Below are 15,901 nucleotides of genomic sequence, written 5' to 3' on the forward strand. Positions count from 1 at the left end.
CCGATGACGCAGCGACGGGATGCCGCGCTCACGATCCGCGCATCCGCCCCGGTTCTCTCCCTGCCGACGCCCCTCATGTCGCACGGCGACGACCGCCACGACCGCGTCGCGCTCGGCCCGGGCCGGGTCGAGCGCGACGGGCGGCCCTGGATCCCCGTGAGCGGCGAGCTGCACCCCACGCGGGTGCCGCGCCGGCACTGGCGGGAGCGCCTGCAGCTCCTGCGCTCCGGCGGCGTGAGCGTCGTCTCGAGCTACGTCATCTGGATCCACCACCAGCCCGAGCCGGGTCCGGCCCGCTTCGACGGGCAGCGCGACGTCGCCGCCTTCGTGGCGCTCGCCGCCGAGGTGGGCCTCGACGTCGTGCTGCGCGTCGGCCCGTGGGTGCACGGCGAGGTGCGCAACGGCGGCCTGCCCGACTGGGTGCAGGCGGCCGACGTGCGGCACCGCACCGACGACCCCGCCTACCTCGCGCGCGTCGAGGAGTGGTTCGCCGCGCTCGGGGCACACCTGGCCGGCGTGTGCGGGCCGTCCTCGCCCGTCATCGCCGTGCAGCTCGAGAACGAGCTCATCGATCAGCCCGGGCACCTCGTAATGCTCGCCGCTATGGCTCGGTGAAGTACACGAGCGCGGCGAGCGGCCCCTCGACGAAGGCCGCGCCGTGCCGCCCCATCTCGCCGTCGAGCGGGCGCGCAGCGGCGGGATCGGCGGCGGGGCCGAGCACCACCGCGTCGGGGCCGCCCTGGCGGTGCCACGTCACGGCGTCGGCCGAGCGGTGCACGGCCATGCCGCGCCACTCGTCGACGAGCATCCACCACCAGCCGCCGAGGGCGAAGACCGTCGGGCCCTCGTGCGGGCGCCCGCCGATGACCCGCCCGCCGTCGCGCCAGGTCTCGAGGTCGTCGCTCTCGGCCATCCACGTCGTCGAGTCGTCGGCCTCGTTCTTGTACCAGAGGCGCCAGACGCCGTCGGGGCCGTGCGCGACGCAGGCGTCGATGACGCGGTCGCTCGCGAGCGGCAGCGGGCCGATGCGCGTCCAGCTGCGCAGATCGGGGCTGCGGTACTCGACGATCGACCGTGGATGCCCCTCCCACCGATCGGGAGCGCCGTCGATCACCGTGAGGAACATGCGGTAGCCGCCCGGCACGGCGATCACCTCGGGAGCCCAGTGCGTCTCCTCCCGGCCGGGCACCTGCTCGAGGCCCTCGAGCACGCCTTCGTACCGCCAGGCGTCGTCGGGTCGGGGGCCGCGGCGGGCGACGCCGATGCGGCTGCCGTGCACCCACTCGACGCCGGGGCCCTCGTGGCGGGCGCGGCGCTGCGTGTAGAGCATGACGAGCTCGCCCGTGGCGCGGTCGCGGATGAGGGTGGGGTCGCTCGCGCCGTCGTGCACGGGGTCGCGGAACAGCGGGGCGGGGGCTGGCTGGTCGCGCGCGCCGTCGGGCGCGCTCATCGCCCGGGGCGGCGCTCGACGACCGTGCTCTCGAGGCCGGCGCGGAACCGCGCGTCGGAGCGCAGCTCCTCGGCGGTGACGGCTCGGCCGTGCTCGGCGCTCGCGTAGATCGCCGTCACGAGCTCGAAGCTGCGGGCCGGATCGCTCGCCGTCGACGGCAGCGGCTCGCCCGCGAGCAGCGCGGCGTAGACCTCGCGCACGAGCGGGTCGTGGCCGCTGCGCTCCCCGGCGTCGGGCAGCGCCCAGCCCGCGGCCTCCTCGGCGCTCACGTGCGGGGCCGGGGCGATGCGCCAGTTCTCGTGCCCGTGGCCGTAGAGGTGGTCGACCGTGATCGTCGCGCGCTTGGTGTCGATGCGGATCGAGCTCGTCTCGCGCGGCGCCACCGCGCTCGTCACGATGCTCGCCACGAGCCCTCCCTCGAAGGTCACGACCGCCGTCGACGAGTCCTCGGTGCCGGTCTCGCGGTCGAGCCGCCACAGCTGCGCCGTCACGCTCTGCCAGTCGCCGACCAGCCAGGCGAGCAGATCGATCTGGTGGATGCCGTGGCCGAGGGTCGGCCCGCCGCCCTCCGTCGCCCAGCTGCCGCGCCACGGCACGGCGAAGTACGCCGGGTCGCGGAACCACAGGGTGTGGCAGGTCGCGATGAGCGGTCGGCCGAGCGCCCCGCTGCGCAGCAGCTCGCGCACGCGGGCGGCGGCGGTTCCCGTGCGCTGCTGGAACACGACCGCGAGCTGCCGATCGGCCGCCCGCGCCGCGGCCGACATGCGGTCGAGCTCGTCGAGGCTCAGGGCGGGCGGCTTCTCGACCACCACGTGCACCCCGGCCTCGAGCGCGGCGACGGCCTGCTCGACGTGCACGCCGGGAGGGGTGCAGACGTGCAGCACATCGATGCCGGCGGCGAGCATCCCGTCGAGGTCGGCGAAGACCGCGGGGACCGGGGCAGGGGCAGAGGCGGCGGCCGTGGGGGCGGCTCCGGCGGGGGCGGAGGCGGCCGGCTCAGCGATGCGCTCGACGAAAGCGGCGGCGGCGGCCGGGTCGCGGTCGACGACCCCGACGAGCCGGCCGAGCCCGCTGCGCTCGATGGCGAGGGCGTGAGCGCCGGCGATGGCGCCCGTGCCGATGATGCCCGCGCGGAGGGTGCGGGGGTCGCGGAGGGAGGTCATGGGGCTCCGAGGGTTCGGGGCGCCGCACTGCGCGCCCGTGATCGTGGAAAGCGTTATCCGACAGGGTACACGGGGTGCTCCGCGGCCCAGCGTACGGCCGGCGGGCGATCCGGGGTCGAGGGATGCGCGGCGCGACCCCGGGGCAATCGCTTACCCGCGCGGCGGCGCGCGCGCGTTAGAGTCGAGCGATCGCGCGGGTCAGGCCGGGCATCCATCGCCGCCACGGAGAAGAGAGGGGCACCCGTCGTGACCGACACCCTGCGCAGCAGCCCCGCGACGCTGCACGACGTGGCGCGCGAGGCCGGCGTCTCGCTCGCCACCGCCTCCCGCTCGCTCAACGGCAGCACCCGCAAGGTCAACGAGGACTACCGCGCCCGCGTGCTCGCCGCCGCCGAGCGCCTGGGCTACGTCGCCAACCTCTCGGCGCAGACCATCGCCAAGGGAACCTCGTCGACCCTCGCCCTGCTCGTCAGCGACATCGCCGACCCCTACTTCGCCGCCATCGCCGCGGGCGTGCTCAGCGGAGCCGAGCAGGCCGGCCTCATCACGACCATGGGCATCACGCAGCGCAGCGCCGAGCGCGAGCTCGACCTCGTCAAGACGCTGCGCGGGCAGCGGCCGCGCGTGCTCATCCTCACCGGATCCCGCTACGTCGACGCCGCCCTCGACGAGGCCCTCACCCGCGAGCTGCAGGCCTTCGAGTCGACCGGCGGCCGCGTCGTCATGGTCTCGCAGCGCTCGCTGCCCTTCGACACCGTGCAGACCGACAACTACGGCGGCGCGCGCGAGCTCGCCGAATCGCTCGTCGGCCAGGGCTACCGCTCGTTCGCCGCCCTCACCGGCGTCAGCTCGCTCATGACGGCGCGCGACCGCCTCGCCGGGTTCCGCGACGGACTCGCCGCGCACGGCCTGAGCCTGCCCGACGAGCGCGTCGTCGAGACCGAGTTCACCCGCGCCGGCGGCTACGACGGCGCCGGTCAGCTGCTCGCCCGCGGCCTCGACGACGCCGAACTGCTCTTCGCCGTCAACGACGTCATGGCCGTCGGCGCCATGTCGCGCCTGCGCGAGGAGGGCATCGACGTGCCCGGGTCGCTCGCCGTCGCCGGCTTCGACGACATCTCCACCGCGCGCGACGTCACCCCCGCGCTCAGCACCGTGCGCCTGCCGCTCGAGCAGGTCGGCGCCGCCGCCATCGAGCTCGCGCTCGCGGGCCCGCGCGGCGACGAGCCGACCCTCGTGACCCTCGGCGGCGAGGTCGTGCTGCGCGCGAGCACCCCGGCGCGCGGGTAGGGGTCGCGCGGGCGCGGCCCGCCGCGTCGCGCGCTCACCGCCCGTGTGCGGCGACTCCTGCGTTCGTGCCGCGCCCCGCTGCTCGCGCCGCGCGGCGCCGCTCACGGCGGCCCGGGATGCAGGAGTTGCGGCACGCTCGCGCCGAGCATCCCCTCCGTCGCCCGCCGCCCGCGGCCAGCGCGCACCCGCGATGTCGAGCACGCGCGTGCCGCAACTCCTGCGTTCGTGCCGCGCCCCGCTGCCTGCCCCGCGCGACCCCGCGAACCACGGCCCGGAATGCAGGAGTTGCGGCACGCTCGCGCCGAGCATCCCCTCCGTCGCCCGTCGCCCGCGGCCCGTGCCCGCCGGCCGCCGCCCGCCGCCCGCCGCCCGCGATCAGGAGTCGAGCGCACGAGCACGGCGTGTTGCCGCACGACACGGCGGCGGGATGCCCGGACTCCTGATCGCGGGCACTCCGAGACCGCGCATCCCGCACACCGACCGCCGGGCCGCACCGCACGGGTCGGCCGCCGCCCGCGCGCCGGAGGGCGCCCGGCCGGGTCTCCCCGACCGGACGCCCCGGTGTCGCGCGGGCGTCTACCGCACCCGCACCGTCAGCTCACGGCTGGAGGTGACCCCGGCCGCGTTCTCGAACTCAGCCACGTAGACGTACGTGCCCGGCTCCCGGTCGGTCACCGACGTCGTCGCCCGCTGGGCGAGCGGCGTCTGCCCCACGAGGGTCTGCTCGTCGATGACGACGCCGTTCTCGAGCAGCCGGTACTCGGTCGCGTTCGTGCCCCACCACAGGTTCGTGGTCAGGGTGTAGTCGCTGTCGCGGTCGCGCGAGTAGTCGCTCGACACCACGGGGGTGCCGGGCGCCGCGTCGCGCACCACGACGGTCACCGAGGTGGTGGCCGTCGTGCCGGCCGCGTTGAGCAGTTCGCCCGTGAAGACGTACCGGCCGTCGGGCAGCCCGCTGAAGCGGGTGCTCGCGACCTGCCCGTTCGGCGAGTCGGCGGTCAGCAGCTGGGTGTCGACGAGCACGCCGTCCTGGTAGAGCCGGTAGGCGGTGGCGTTCTCGCCCCACCACAGGTTCATCATGATGGCGAAGGTGCCGTCGCTGAGGCCGTACTCCCACCCGCTCGTCGACGTGAGCACGCCGCGCGCCGGGGCCGCCTCGGCTCCGGAGTCGGCGAACACGGTGATCGTCGACGAGACCTCGGTCGAGAGCCCGGCGTTGTTGACGGCGCGCACCGTGAGGGTGCGCTCCCCGACGAGGCCGTCGAGCGCGATCGACGCATCGGCCGCCACCCGCTCGCCGTCGAACTCCACGACCAGCGAGCGGATGCCCGACTCGGGGTCGGCGGCGGTCACGGCCAGGTCGAGCGTCGCCGACTCGGCGAGCAGGGCATCCTGCACCCCCGCGATGTCGGGCGCCGAGGAGTCGGCGACCTCCTCGGGAGCGTTCGTGAACACGATCGGCGGCGCCGGCGGCATCTCCATGCCGTCCCCGATGAAGAAGCTCGGGTGCGGCGTCGAGTAGACGCGCGCCTCCGAGCTGTCCTCGCTGCGCCAGACGAGCTCCTCGCGCCAGTCGCCGAAGAGGTCGGCCTGCAGGATGGGCGTCGCCTTCGTGGTGTTGTTGGTGAAGGCCCCCTCCGCGCGCAGGATGACGTCCTCGCTCTGGGTCTCGACGTTCCACTTCGCGATCGTCGGCACGCCCGCGGCGATCGTCGCGTCGTAGTCGTTGTCGACGATCTCGCGCAGCGGGTCGCCGTCCCACCAGCCGACGAAGTTCGCCGCGGGGATGGCGGTGCCGATGACCGCACCGTCAGCCGCCACGAGCGTGCCGACGGGCGAGTCGAACGCGCCCGTGCCGCCGATGGCCCACGACTCGTTGCCCGGGAACCGGGCGTCGATGTCGGCGGTCGCCGCGCGACCGGTGTCGCGCGTCGCCGGGATCCCGAAGATGATCTCGCCGGTGCGCGCATCCCGCATGGTGGCACCCCGGTTGCCCGACTCGCCCATGCTCTCGTGCGCGGCGAAGACCTCGAGGCCGTCGCGCTCGGGCAGGTGGTCGCCCACGTGCAGCGCATCGCCGTGGCCGAGGCCCGTGCTGTAGAGCAGCGTGCCGTCGTCGTCGATCGTCGCCGAGCCGAAGACGATCTCGTCGAGACCGTCGCCGTCGACGTCCTGCACCGACAGGTTGTGGTTGCCCTGCCCGTACAGCGCCCCGTTGCCCGGGTCGTCGGAGTTCAGCACCCAGCGCTCGACGAGCCGGTCGTCGACCACGTCGTAGGCCGCGACCACCGCGCGCGTGTAGTACCCGCGGCTGAAGATCGCGCTCGGCGTCTCACCGTTCAGGTACGCCGTGCCCGCGAGGAAGCGGTCGATGCGGTTGCCGTAGGTGTCGCCCCACGAGCCGATATTGCCGCGGGCCGGCGTGTAGTCGATCGTGTCGAGCGCCGCACCCGTCTCGCCGTCGAACAGCGTGAGGAACTCGGGCCCGCTGAGGATGTACCCGCCGCTGTTGCGGTAGTCGGCGTTCGCATCGCCGATGACGACGCCCGTGCCGTCGACGGTGGCGTCCGCGGTCTTCATGATGACCTCGGCCTTGCCGTCGCCGTCGTAGTCGAAGACCTGGGGCATCGTGTAGTGCGCCCCGGCCCGGATGTTGCGGCCGAGGTCGATGCGCCACAGCTTCGTGCCGTCGAAGCGGTAGGCGTCGACGTAGACGGGGCCGGTCGTGCCGCTCTGCGAGTTGTCGCGCGCGTTCGAGGGCTCCCACATCTGGATGAGCTCGTAGGTGCCGTCGCCGTCGACGTCGCCGACGCTCGCGTCGTTCGCGCGGTAGCTGTAGGCCTGGCCGCCGGGGGTGACGCCGTCGGCCGGGCGGTCGAGCGGGATGGAGAAGTACTCCTGCTCCCACACGCCGAACGGCTCGGTCGCCGTGACCTCGCGGTCGCCGACGACCTCGGTGACGAGGTACTGCGACTGCTCCGAGCCCTCGGCGTCGAGGATCGAGGTGGTCGCGGTGACGGGCGACTCGGTGATGCGCTCGCCGTCGCGGTAGACGTGGAAGGCGGTGGTCTCGGCGTCGTCGCCGAGCATCCGCCACGAGACCAGCACGCCGTCATCGCTCGGAACCGCCGCGGGGGCGCGGTCGAGGTACTCGGTCTGGCGCTGCAGCACGGTGACGGCCTCGCTCGCGAGCACCTCCGAGACGGGGGATGCTCCGCCCGCGTTCACCGAGCGCACCCGGTAGAAGTAGGGGATCGTCGTGAGCACGTCCGTGTCGCGGTAGCTCGTGCCCTCGACCTCGGCGACGACGGCCCAGGGGCCCTCGGCGCTCGAGGCTCGCTCGACGATGGCGTAGGCCGGTTCGCCCTCGGCCTGCCAGCCGAGCTCGACGAGGTTCTTCTCGATGCTCGTCACGGCGAGGCCGGTGGGGGCCGCGGGCGGTGCGAGCTCGGCGTCGACGTAGGAGACGACGAGCTCGTTCGAGGCGACCGACTCGCGGCCCGTGCCGTCGAGCGCGATCACCGCGTACCGGTACTGGCGGCCGAGGCGCGCGGAGGTGTCGGTGAACGTCGGCTCGGCGGTCTCGCTCAGCACGGTGGGGGCGGCGTCGCCCTCGCCGGTGCGCAGCACGCGGTAGCTCGCGCCGTCGACGGGGTTCCAGGCGAGCTCGGCTGTGGGCTGGGCCGCGGAGACGTCGAGATCGACGAGGCGCAGCTCGGCCGGCGCGAGCAGCGCGGGGATGACCGCGATGCCGTTGAAGCGAGAGGAGTTGCCGCCGATGACGACGTTCAGCTGCCCGTCGGTGACCGTGACCGGGCCGCGGTCGGCCTCGGTGACGAAGCCGGAGGCGGCGTTGCCCGTGCCGGCGTCGCGACCCTCGATGGTGAACCGGGTCTGGCTCGAGGCGATGAGGTCCCCGCTCCAGGTGGTGATGTCGTAGAGGCCGTTCGGAACGTCGACGACGAGCTCGAACGGAGCGCCCGAGATGATGAAGTCGCCGATCATGGCGCCGAGCTCGCCCGGGGCCGCGCCGCGGTTGCGGTCGTTGAGCCCGCCGGTCGCGACGAAGCCGAAACCGCGCTCGGGCGTGTAGGCCATGGTGCGGTCGAGGGCGGTGAAGCCGGCGGCGAGCGGTGCGCCGGCAGGGCCCGCATCGAGGCGGAGCCCTGCGAAGGGCTCCGCGGCGGCCGCGGGTGCGGCGACCGCGAGCGAGGAGGCGACGGCGGTCGCCGTGACGAGCGCCATCCACCTCCCGCGGGGCGTCGCGCCGGGAGCGCGAGGGGGTCGGGGGGATGACGCAGAGGCCACGGGGTGTCTTCTTCGACAGCGGTGGCGAGGAACGTGGTGGGATGGGAAAACGTATTCCCAAACGGGAACGCTCGTTACCCCCCCCCCCCCGGACGGGAGGTCAAGGGGCGCCCCGCTCACCGCCGACTCTGCCGCGGCGGGTCGGGTGGACCCGGCACGACGGGCGGGACACCGTGCGGCCGACGAGGACCCGGCGGGACAGGCGGAGTCGGCGCGGCGAGGCCGAAGCGCTTCGGATACGCCCGCCATCCGCGCGACCCGTGCACTAACTCCTGCATTCGTGAGCTCAGCAGCACTGGCGCCCCCGAGCCGCTCCGGCTTGCCGGAGTTATTGCAGGAGTTGCCGCTCGCGCCCGCCGACTCGAACGCAGGGCCGGCCCCGCCTGCCTGCCCCACTGGCCCGCCCGTGCCGAAATGCAGGAGTTCCGCGCTCGAGCACGGCGTGTCGCCGCACGACGGGGCGGCGGGATGCCCGGACTCCTGCATTCGTGCCCGCTCGAGCCGGGCATCCCGCGCCGCCGCCCCCCTCCGCCCCGCACCGCCCCCGCCGATTCCCCGTTGCGCAGCCGCGGCCGGGTGTCCTACACTTTGGTAAACGCTTTCCCGCATCGCTGACGATCGGGGCTGCCTCACACCGTCCCACCGCGCTCGAAAGTGAGTCACACCGTGTCAGAGTCGACAATCGGCATCATCATGAACGGCGCCTCCGGGCGCATGGGCTACCGGCAGCACCTCGTGCGCTCGATCCTCGCGATCCGCGAGCAGGGCGGCGTCGAGCTCGCCGACGGGCGCCGCGTGCAGGTCGAGCCGATGCTCGTCGGCCGCAACGAGGAGAAGCTCGCCGAGCTCGCGAAGCGCCACGGCATCGAGCACTTCACGACCGACCTCGACGCCGCGCTGGCCGACGACCGGTGGCAGATCTACGCCGACTTCCTCGTGACGAAGGCCCGGGCATCCGCCATCAAGAAGGCGATCGCCGCCGGCAAGGCCATCTACACCGAGAAGCCGACGGCCGAGTCGTACGCCGACGCGCTCGAGCTGGCGAAGCTCGCCGCCGAGGCCGGCGTCAAGAACGGCGTCGTGCACGACAAGCTCTACCTGCCGGGCCTGCAGAAGCTCAAGCGCCTCGTCGACTCGGGCTTCTTCGGCCGCATCCTCAGCGTGCGCGGCGAGTTCGGCTACTGGGTCTTCGAGGGCGACTGGCACCCCTCGCAGCGCCCGAGCTGGAACTACCGCTCGGAGGACGGCGGCGGCATCACCGTCGACATGTTCCCGCACTGGAGCTACGTGCTCGAGAACCTGTTCGGCCGCGTCGAGTCGGTGTACTCGCGCGCCGTCACCCACATCGACCACCGCGTCGACGAGGCGGGCGAGCCCTACGCGGCCACCGCCGACGACGCGGCCTACGCGATCTTCGAGCTCGAGGGCGGCGTCATCGCGCAGCTCAACTCGAGCTGGACGGTGCGCGTCGACCGCGACGAGCTCGTGCAGTTCCAGGTCGACGGCACGCACGGCTCGGCCGTCGCGGGCCTCTTCGGCTGCAAGATCCAGCCCCGCAACGCGACGCCGAAGCCCGTGTGGAACCCCGACCTGGTCGACGAGATCGACTACGACGCCACCTGGGTCGACGTGCCCACGAACGAGGTCTTCGAGAACGGCTTCAAGACGCAGTGGGAGGACTTCATCCGCCACGTGGTCGACGACGCCCCCAACCACTACGACTTCCTCGCCGGCGCGCGCGGCATGCTGCTCGCCGAGAAGGGCCTCGAGTCCTCCCGCGAGGGCCGTCGCGTGGACGTTCCCGAGATCGCCGTCGAGGGCGCCCCCGATTCGGTGGATGCTCCCGCCGAGCACGTCGCCGCCCCGAGCCTCGCGCTCTAGCGCCGACGACGCCGCCCCCGCCGCCGAGACCCGCGAGGCCGCGACGATGACCGACCTGACCCTGCTCGACCGCTCGGGTTCCACGAGCACGACCCCCCTCGCCGAGGCGCCCGCCTTCGCGAAGCCCGTCGCCCCGCTGCGCAGCCGCATCGCCTACGCCGCCGCGCACGTCGTGCCGGTCGCGACGGCCGAGAACGTGCCGGGCGCCCCGGCCGAGATCGACTGGGACGCGACGCTCGCGTTCCGCCACCACGTCTGGTCGTGGGGGCTCGGGGTGGCCGACGCCATGGACACGGCCCAGCGCAACATGGGCCTCGACACCGCCGCGACGCGCGCGCTCATCACGCGAAGCGCGCAGGAGGCCGCTGCGGTCGGTGGGGACCTCGTGGTGGGGGTCAACACCGACCACATCGGCGACGAGGTGCTCACGCTGCCCCAGGTGATCGACGCCTACGTCGAGCAGCTGCAGTTCGTCGAGGACGCCGGCGCGGGCGCCGTGCTCATGGCGAGCCGGCACGTGGCGCAGGCCGCGCAGAGCGCCGACGACTACCGGCGCATCTACCGCGAGGTGCTCGCCCGCGCGGGCGCACCCGTCGTGCTGCACTGGCTGGGCGAGGCCTTCGACCCGCGCCTGGCCGGCTACTTCGGCAGCACCGACTGGCGCACCGCCGCGCAGACCGTGCAGCAGATCATCGCCGAGAGCGCCGACAGGGTCAGCGGCATCAAGATGAGCCTGCTGGATGCCGATGCCGAGGTCGCCGTGCGCGCGGGCCTTCCGGCGACGGCCCGCATGTTCACCGGCGACGACTTCCACTACGTCTCGCTCATCGCGGGCGACGGCGTGCACCACTCCGACGCGCTGCTCGGCGCCTTCGCGGCGCTCGCGCCGCACGCCTCGGCCGCGATCCAGGCGCTCGACGCCGCGGACGACCACGAGTACGCCCGCATCCTCGGCCCGACCGAGCAGCTCTCGCGCCAGATCTTCGCCGCCCCGACCTTCTACTACAAGACGGGCGTCGCCTTCCTCTCGTGGCTCAACGGCCACCAGCGCGCCTTCTCGATGGTCGGCGGCCTGCACGCGGCGCGCAGCCTGCCGCACCTCAGCGAGATCGTGCGGCTCGCCAACGACTGCGGCGCGCTGGAGCGGCCCGAGCTCGCGCTCGAACGCTGGCACGGGATGCTCGCCCTCAACGGCATCGAGGCCGCGACCCGCACGGCGGTGCTCGCATGACCGCCGTCGACGGCGGCGTGCGGCCGCCCGCGGCCGCGCCGCCGACCCCGCACCCGCGCCTCTCGCTCAACCAGGCGACGATCAAGCACGCGACCCTCGCCGAGGCGCTCGACGCGAGCGTCGCCGCGGGTCTGCAGAGCATCGGCCTGTGGCGGGAGCCCGTGGCCGAGGTGGGCCTGGCGGAGGCGGTGCGGCTCGTGGCGAGCTCCGGCCTGCGCGTGTCGAGCCTGTGCCGGGGCGGCTTCTTCACGGCGCCCGAGAGCGCCGAGCGCCGTGCGGCGATGGACGAGAACCGTCGCGCCATCGACGAGACCGCGGCGCTCGCGGCCGCCGGCGCGGAGGGCTCGGCCGCGGTTCTCGTGCTCGTCGCGGGGGGCATCCCGACCGGGTCGACCGATCTGATCGGGGCGCGTCTGCGCGTCGCCGAGGCCCTGACCGAGCTGGCCCCGTACGCGGCCGACGCGGGCGTGCAGCTCGCGATCGAGCCGCTGCACCCGATGTACGCGAGCGATCGCGCGGTGGTCTCGACGCTCGAGCAGGCGCTCGACCTCGCCGCGCCGTTCGACGCCGCGACGGTGGGCGTCGTCGTCGACACCTTCCACCTGTGGTGGGATCCGGCGGTGCTCGACCAGGTCGCCCGCGCCGGCCGCGAGGGCCGCATCGCGAGCTACCAGGTGTGCGACTGGGCGACGCCGCTGCCGGAGGACGTGCTGCTCGCCCGGCATTACCCGGGCGAGGGCGTCATCGACTTCGCGGGCTTCACCCGCGCGGTCGAGGCGGCGGGCTACCGCGGCGACATCGAGGTCGAGCTGTTCCACGCCGACATCTGGGCCGCGCCGTATGCTGATGTTGTCGCTCGAACTGCCGATAGTTTCGATCGTGTCGTCGCCGCGCACCTGCGCGAGACGGCCGTCGCCGGCTGAGCGCGCCGCACCGCCCCGCATCCCGAACCGCCCGCACCGTCTCCGCCGCACACCCCCACCGGAAGGAGCTGCGATGACGCAGCGCGCCCGCATCACCGTCCACCCCGCCTTCGAGGTCGGCGCGATCGACCCGCGCATCTTCGGCTCCTTCGTCGAGCACCTCGGCCGCGCCGTATACACCGGCATCTACGAGCCGGGGCACGCGACCGCCGATGCCGAAGGGTTCCGGCAGGACGTCGCCGCGCTCACCCGCGAGCTCGGCACGACCGTCGTGCGCTATCCCGGCGGCAACTTCGTCTCGGGCTACAACTGGGAGGACGGCGTCGGGCCGCGCGAGGATCGCCCCACCCGCATCGACATGGCGTGGCGCACGATCGAGCCCAACGAGATCGGCACCGACGAGTTCCTGCGCTGGACGGCCGCGACCGGCACCGAGCCGATGATGGCCGTCAACCTCGGCACCCGCGGCGTCGCCGAGGCGGCCGCGCTCGTGGAGTACTGCAACGTGCCCGGAGGAACGGAGCTGAGCGAGCGGCGCCGGGCGAACGGGGCCGACGCGCCCCACGGCATCCGCCTCTGGTGCCTCGGCAACGAGATGGACGGCCCGTGGCAGATCGGCCACAAGACGGCCGAGGAGTACGGCCGCCTCGCGAGCCAGGCCGCGCAGGCGATGCGCCGCGTCGACCCGAGCATCGAGCTCGTCGTCTGCGGCAGCTCGAGCCGCGAGATGGACACCTTCGGCGAGTGGGAGCGGGTCGTGCTCGAGCACACCTTCGACCAGGTCGAGTACATCTCGGTGCACGCCTACTACCAGGAGCGCGACGGCGACCGGGCGAGCTTCCTCGCCTCGGCGGCCGGCTTCGAGGCCTTCATGCACGAGGTCATCGCGACGGCCGACGCGGTCGCCGCCCGCCGGCACTCGGACAAGCGCATCCGGCTCTCGGTCGACGAGTGGAACATCTGGTACATCGACACCTTCGCCGGCGAGGAGAACCTCGAGCTGCTCGAGCGCCCGCGCCTCATCGAGGACGTCTACTCGGCCCTCGACGCCGTCGTCGCCGGCGACCTGCTCGCGACGCTGCTGCGCAACGCCGACCGCGTCGCGATCGCCTGCCTCGCCCAGCTCGTCAACGTCATCGCGCCGATCATGACCGAGCCCGGCGGCGAGGCCTGGCGCCAGACCACGTTCTTTCCCGTAGCCCTCACGGCGCAGCACGCCCGCGGCGTGACGCTCGAGGCGCGCACCTCGGGCCCGCGCGCCACGACGGCGAAACACGGCGAGGTCGACGCGGTCTCGAGCGTCGTGACGTGGGATGCCGCTGCCGGCTCGCTCGTCGCCATCCTGACGAACCGCTCCCCCGAGCCGGTCGAGCTGCGCCTCGACGCCGCGGGCTTCCGCGAGCTGGCGCTCGCCGAGTCGCACGTCATGGTCGCCGACGACGCTGGTCCCCGCCGCACCGCCGCGGAGGCCGCCGAGGTCGCCCCGCGCCCGCTCGAGGGCGTCGTCGTCGAGGGTGCGGAGCTGCTCGTGACCCTGCCGCCCGAGAGCTGGAGCCTCATCCGACTCGACGCCGCGGTGTAGCCCGGGCTCCGAGCCCGGGCGACCCGGGCCCGCTGCGGCCCGAGTACAGCATCCCGTGTACTATCGCCGCATGGCCCTCACCACGTCCACGCGCCTCGACGCGATCCGCCGCATCGGCAAGGCGCTCGCGGACCCGACGCGCTCGGCGATGCTGCTCGCCCTGCTCGACGGCCCCAAGCACCCCGCCGACCTCGTCGACGAGCTCGGCGTCAGCAAGCAGGGCGTCTCGAACCACCTCGCCTGCCTGCGCGACTGCGGCATCGTCGTCGCGGAGCCGACGGGCCGACGAATGCTCTACGACATCGCGGATGCCCGGCTGCGGCACGCTCTGCAGGATCTCGTCGGCGTGGTGCTCGCCGTCGAGCCCGAGCCGCACTGCGCACCCGAGCCCGGGCCGCACTGCGCACCCGAGCGCGAGGCCCGCGCGTGACCGCCGCGGCCGCCGCCGCCGCTCCCGCCGCCGCCCGCCTCGACCCGGAGCGCACGCGCGTCCTCCGTCGCCGCGTGAAGATCATCGTCTCTCTGACGATCGGCTACAACGTTATCGAGGGCGTCATCGCCCTCATCGCGGGATCCGCCGCGAACTCGGCCGCCCTCATCGGCTTCGGCATCGACTCCGGTATCGAGGTGCTCTCGGCCGCGGCCGTCGCCTGGCAGTTCACCCGCAGCGACCCCGAGCGGTACGAGAAGCCCGTGCTGCGCGTCATCGCGCTCGCGTTCTTCGCACTGGCCGCCTACACGATCGTCGGATCGACGCTCGCGCTGATCGGGGTCACGCAAGCCGAGTCGAGCAGCACCGGCATCGTGCTCGCCGCCGTGAGCGTCGTCATCATGCCCGCGCTGTCGCTGCTGGAGCGCCGCACCGGGCGGGAGCTCGGCTCGGCCACCGTCGTCGCCGACGCGAAGCAGACGATGATCTGCTCGCTGCTCTCCGCCGCGGTGCTGATCGGACTCGTCGCCAACGCCGCCCTTGGCTGGGCGTGGGCCGACGCGCTCGCCGCCATCGTCATCGGGCTCTTCGCCGTGCGCGAGGGCATCGAGGCCTGGAACGGGGACACCTGCTCCACCGCGATCGGTGAACTCATGGAGGGCGAGCACGACGGTCACGAATACGATTCGGTGCCGCGATGAGCGCCGATACGCACGCCCACGCCGCCGGAGGGGTGAATCGCCGTCGGCTGGCGATCGCATTCGCACTCACGGCCAGCGTGCTCGTCGCCGAAGTGATCGGTGCGATCATCACCGGATCGCTGGCCCTCCTCATCGACGCCGCTCACATGCTCACCGATGCGGGAGGTCTGCTCATCGCGCTCCTGGCGTCCCGCCTCATGGAACGGGCAGCGACCTCCCGCCGCTCGTGGGGACTACGACGGGCGGAAGTGCTGGCGGCCACCGCTCAAGCGGCGATCCTGCTCGGTGTGGGAATCTTCGTCGTCGTCGAGGCGGTGAGACGCTTCACGGCACCTGCCGAGATCGTCAGCGCCGAACTGCTCATCTTCGGAATCATCGGTCTCGTCGCCAACGTCGTCTCCCTCGTCATCCTGTCCGGCGGGCGAGGGGCGAACCTCAACATGCGGGCGGCGTTCCTCGAGGTGCTCAACGACGCTCTCGGTTCGGTCGCCGTCATCGTCGCGGCGATCGTCATCATGACGACCGGATGGCAGCAGGCGGACACCATCGCCGCACTGCTCGTCGGCGTTCTCATCATCCCGCGCACGCTGCGCCTGCTGCGGGACGCCGTCGACGTGCTGCTCGAGTCGGTGCCGCGCGGCATCGAACTCGACGACGTGCGGCAGCACCTGCTCGACGAGGACCACGTCGTCGACGTGCACGACCTGCACATCTCGCAGATCGCGACCGGGCTGCCCGTGCTCACCGCGCACGTCGTCGTCGAGACGAAGTGCTTCCACGACGGGCACGCTCCTGAGATCACCGCCGCGCTGCAGCGGTGCGTCGCCGAGCACTTCCCGGTCGCCATCGACCACGCGACCTTCCAGCTCGAACCGGTCGGGGCCGAGCGGGAGCACGACCTGCACTGAGCATCCCGCCGCCGGCGGCAGCCGCACGCCGCGC

The 15,901-nt window shown here is 73.3% G+C and carries 12 protein-coding genes; 9 read left to right on the forward strand and 3 right to left on the reverse strand.

The genetic code is table 11. The annotated features are described in order from the left end of the window. Positions 1 to 3: 3 nt before the first annotated feature. Positions 4 to 615 carry a beta-galactosidase gene (locus HGB54_RS10760; protein ID WP_228545802.1) on the forward strand — a complete coding sequence of 204 codons (612 nt, stop codon included), beginning with the start codon at positions 4 to 6 and terminating at the stop codon, positions 613 to 615. Here the strand turns inward: HGB54_RS10760 and HGB54_RS10765 are convergent. Together HGB54_RS10765 and HGB54_RS10770 are read right to left on the reverse strand one after the other, a co-directional pair. Next, on the reverse strand, positions 602 to 1,450 hold the full coding sequence (locus HGB54_RS10765; protein WP_168916419.1) for a family 43 glycosylhydrolase: 849 nt from the start codon (positions 1,448 to 1,450) through the stop codon (positions 602 to 604). The genes HGB54_RS10760 and HGB54_RS10765 overlap by 14 nt on opposite strands. Then, entirely contained in the window at positions 1,447 to 2,613 is a 1,167-nt protein-coding gene (locus tag HGB54_RS10770) for a Gfo/Idh/MocA family protein (RefSeq protein WP_168916420.1), read from the reverse strand. The genes HGB54_RS10765 and HGB54_RS10770 overlap by 4 nt, the downstream gene beginning before the upstream one ends. A gap of 246 nt (positions 2,614 to 2,859) precedes the next feature. On the opposite strand from HGB54_RS10770, the gene HGB54_RS10775 reads away from it, so the two are divergent. Further along, entirely contained in the window at positions 2,860 to 3,903 is a 1,044-nt protein-coding gene (locus HGB54_RS10775) for a LacI family DNA-binding transcriptional regulator (RefSeq protein WP_228545803.1), read from the forward strand. Between the two features lie 576 nt (positions 3,904 to 4,479). On the opposite strand, the gene HGB54_RS10780 is transcribed toward HGB54_RS10775, so the two are convergent. Next, complete coding sequence (locus HGB54_RS10780) at positions 4,480 to 8,148, reverse strand: rhamnogalacturonan lyase family protein (protein ID WP_168916421.1); 3,669 nt, start codon at positions 8,146 to 8,148, stop codon at positions 4,480 to 4,482. Between the two features lie 756 nt (positions 8,149 to 8,904). Here HGB54_RS10780 and HGB54_RS10785 point away from each other — a divergent pair. From HGB54_RS10785 to HGB54_RS10815, 7 genes are all read left to right on the forward strand, one after another. After that, entirely contained in the window at positions 8,905 to 10,092 is a 1,188-nt protein-coding gene (locus HGB54_RS10785; protein WP_168916958.1) for a Gfo/Idh/MocA family protein, read from the forward strand. A 46-nt stretch (positions 10,093 to 10,138) separates the two neighbouring features. Beyond that, positions 10,139 to 11,323, forward strand: coding sequence for a DUF993 family protein (locus HGB54_RS10790; protein WP_168916422.1), 1,185 nt, complete (start codon positions 10,139 to 10,141; stop codon positions 11,321 to 11,323). Then, positions 11,320 to 12,246: a sugar phosphate isomerase/epimerase family protein gene (locus HGB54_RS10795; protein ID WP_168916423.1), complete on the forward strand. Its 927-nt coding sequence runs from the start codon at positions 11,320 to 11,322 to the stop codon at positions 12,244 to 12,246. Before HGB54_RS10790 ends, HGB54_RS10795 begins: the two co-directional genes overlap by 4 nt. A 73-nt stretch (positions 12,247 to 12,319) precedes the next feature. Then, positions 12,320 to 13,828 carry an arabinosylfuranosidase ArfA gene (gene arfA, locus HGB54_RS10800; RefSeq protein WP_168916424.1) on the forward strand — a complete coding sequence of 503 codons (1,509 nt, stop codon included), beginning with the start codon at positions 12,320 to 12,322 and terminating at the stop codon, positions 13,826 to 13,828. A 70-nt stretch (positions 13,829 to 13,898) separates the two neighbouring features. Next, positions 13,899 to 14,258: an ArsR/SmtB family transcription factor gene (locus tag HGB54_RS10805; protein ID WP_168916425.1), complete on the forward strand. Its 360-nt coding sequence runs from the start codon at positions 13,899 to 13,901 to the stop codon at positions 14,256 to 14,258. Then, positions 14,255 to 14,959 carry a cation transporter gene (locus HGB54_RS10810; RefSeq protein WP_168916426.1) on the forward strand — a complete coding sequence of 235 codons (705 nt, stop codon included), beginning with the start codon at positions 14,255 to 14,257 and terminating at the stop codon, positions 14,957 to 14,959. Before HGB54_RS10805 ends, HGB54_RS10810 begins: the two co-directional genes overlap by 4 nt. Further along, a complete protein-coding gene (locus tag HGB54_RS10815) occupies positions 14,956 to 15,867 on the forward strand; it encodes a cation diffusion facilitator family transporter (protein WP_168916427.1) in 912 nt (303 codons plus the stop codon). Before HGB54_RS10810 ends, HGB54_RS10815 begins: the two co-directional genes overlap by 4 nt. Positions 15,868 to 15,901 lie beyond the last annotated feature (34 nt).

It is taken from the genome of Microcella flavibacter (assembly GCF_012530535.1).
GTDB classification, from domain to species: Bacteria; Actinomycetota; Actinomycetes; order Actinomycetales; family Microbacteriaceae; genus Microcella; species Microcella flavibacter.

What these genes read in the sequence shown, in the direction of transcription:
- HGB54_RS10770 (WP_168916420.1), bottom strand. Translation starts at nt 2,613, where the DNA reads ATGACCTCCCTCCGCGACCCCCGCACCCTCCGCGCGGGCATCATCGGC.
- HGB54_RS10760 (WP_228545802.1), top strand. Translation starts at nt 4, where the DNA reads ATGACGCAGCGACGGGATGCCGCGCTCACGATCCGCGCATCCGCCCCG.
- HGB54_RS10795 (WP_168916423.1), top strand. Translation starts at nt 11,320, where the DNA reads ATGACCGCCGTCGACGGCGGCGTGCGGCCGCCCGCGGCCGCGCCGCCG.
- HGB54_RS10765 (WP_168916419.1), bottom strand. Translation starts at nt 1,450, where the DNA reads ATGAGCGCGCCCGACGGCGCGCGCGACCAGCCAGCCCCCGCCCCGCTG.
- HGB54_RS10790 (WP_168916422.1), top strand. Translation starts at nt 10,139, where the DNA reads ATGACCGACCTGACCCTGCTCGACCGCTCGGGTTCCACGAGCACGACC.
- arfA (WP_168916424.1), top strand. Translation starts at nt 12,320, where the DNA reads ATGACGCAGCGCGCCCGCATCACCGTCCACCCCGCCTTCGAGGTCGGC.
- HGB54_RS10815 (WP_168916427.1), top strand. Translation starts at nt 14,956, where the DNA reads ATGAGCGCCGATACGCACGCCCACGCCGCCGGAGGGGTGAATCGCCGT.
- HGB54_RS10780 (WP_168916421.1), bottom strand. Translation starts at nt 8,148, where the DNA reads ATGGCGCTCGTCACGGCGACCGCCGTCGCCTCCTCGCTCGCGGTCGCC.
- HGB54_RS10805 (WP_168916425.1), top strand. Translation starts at nt 13,899, where the DNA reads ATGGCCCTCACCACGTCCACGCGCCTCGACGCGATCCGCCGCATCGGC.
- HGB54_RS10785 (WP_168916958.1), top strand. Translation starts at nt 8,905, where the DNA reads ATGAACGGCGCCTCCGGGCGCATGGGCTACCGGCAGCACCTCGTGCGC.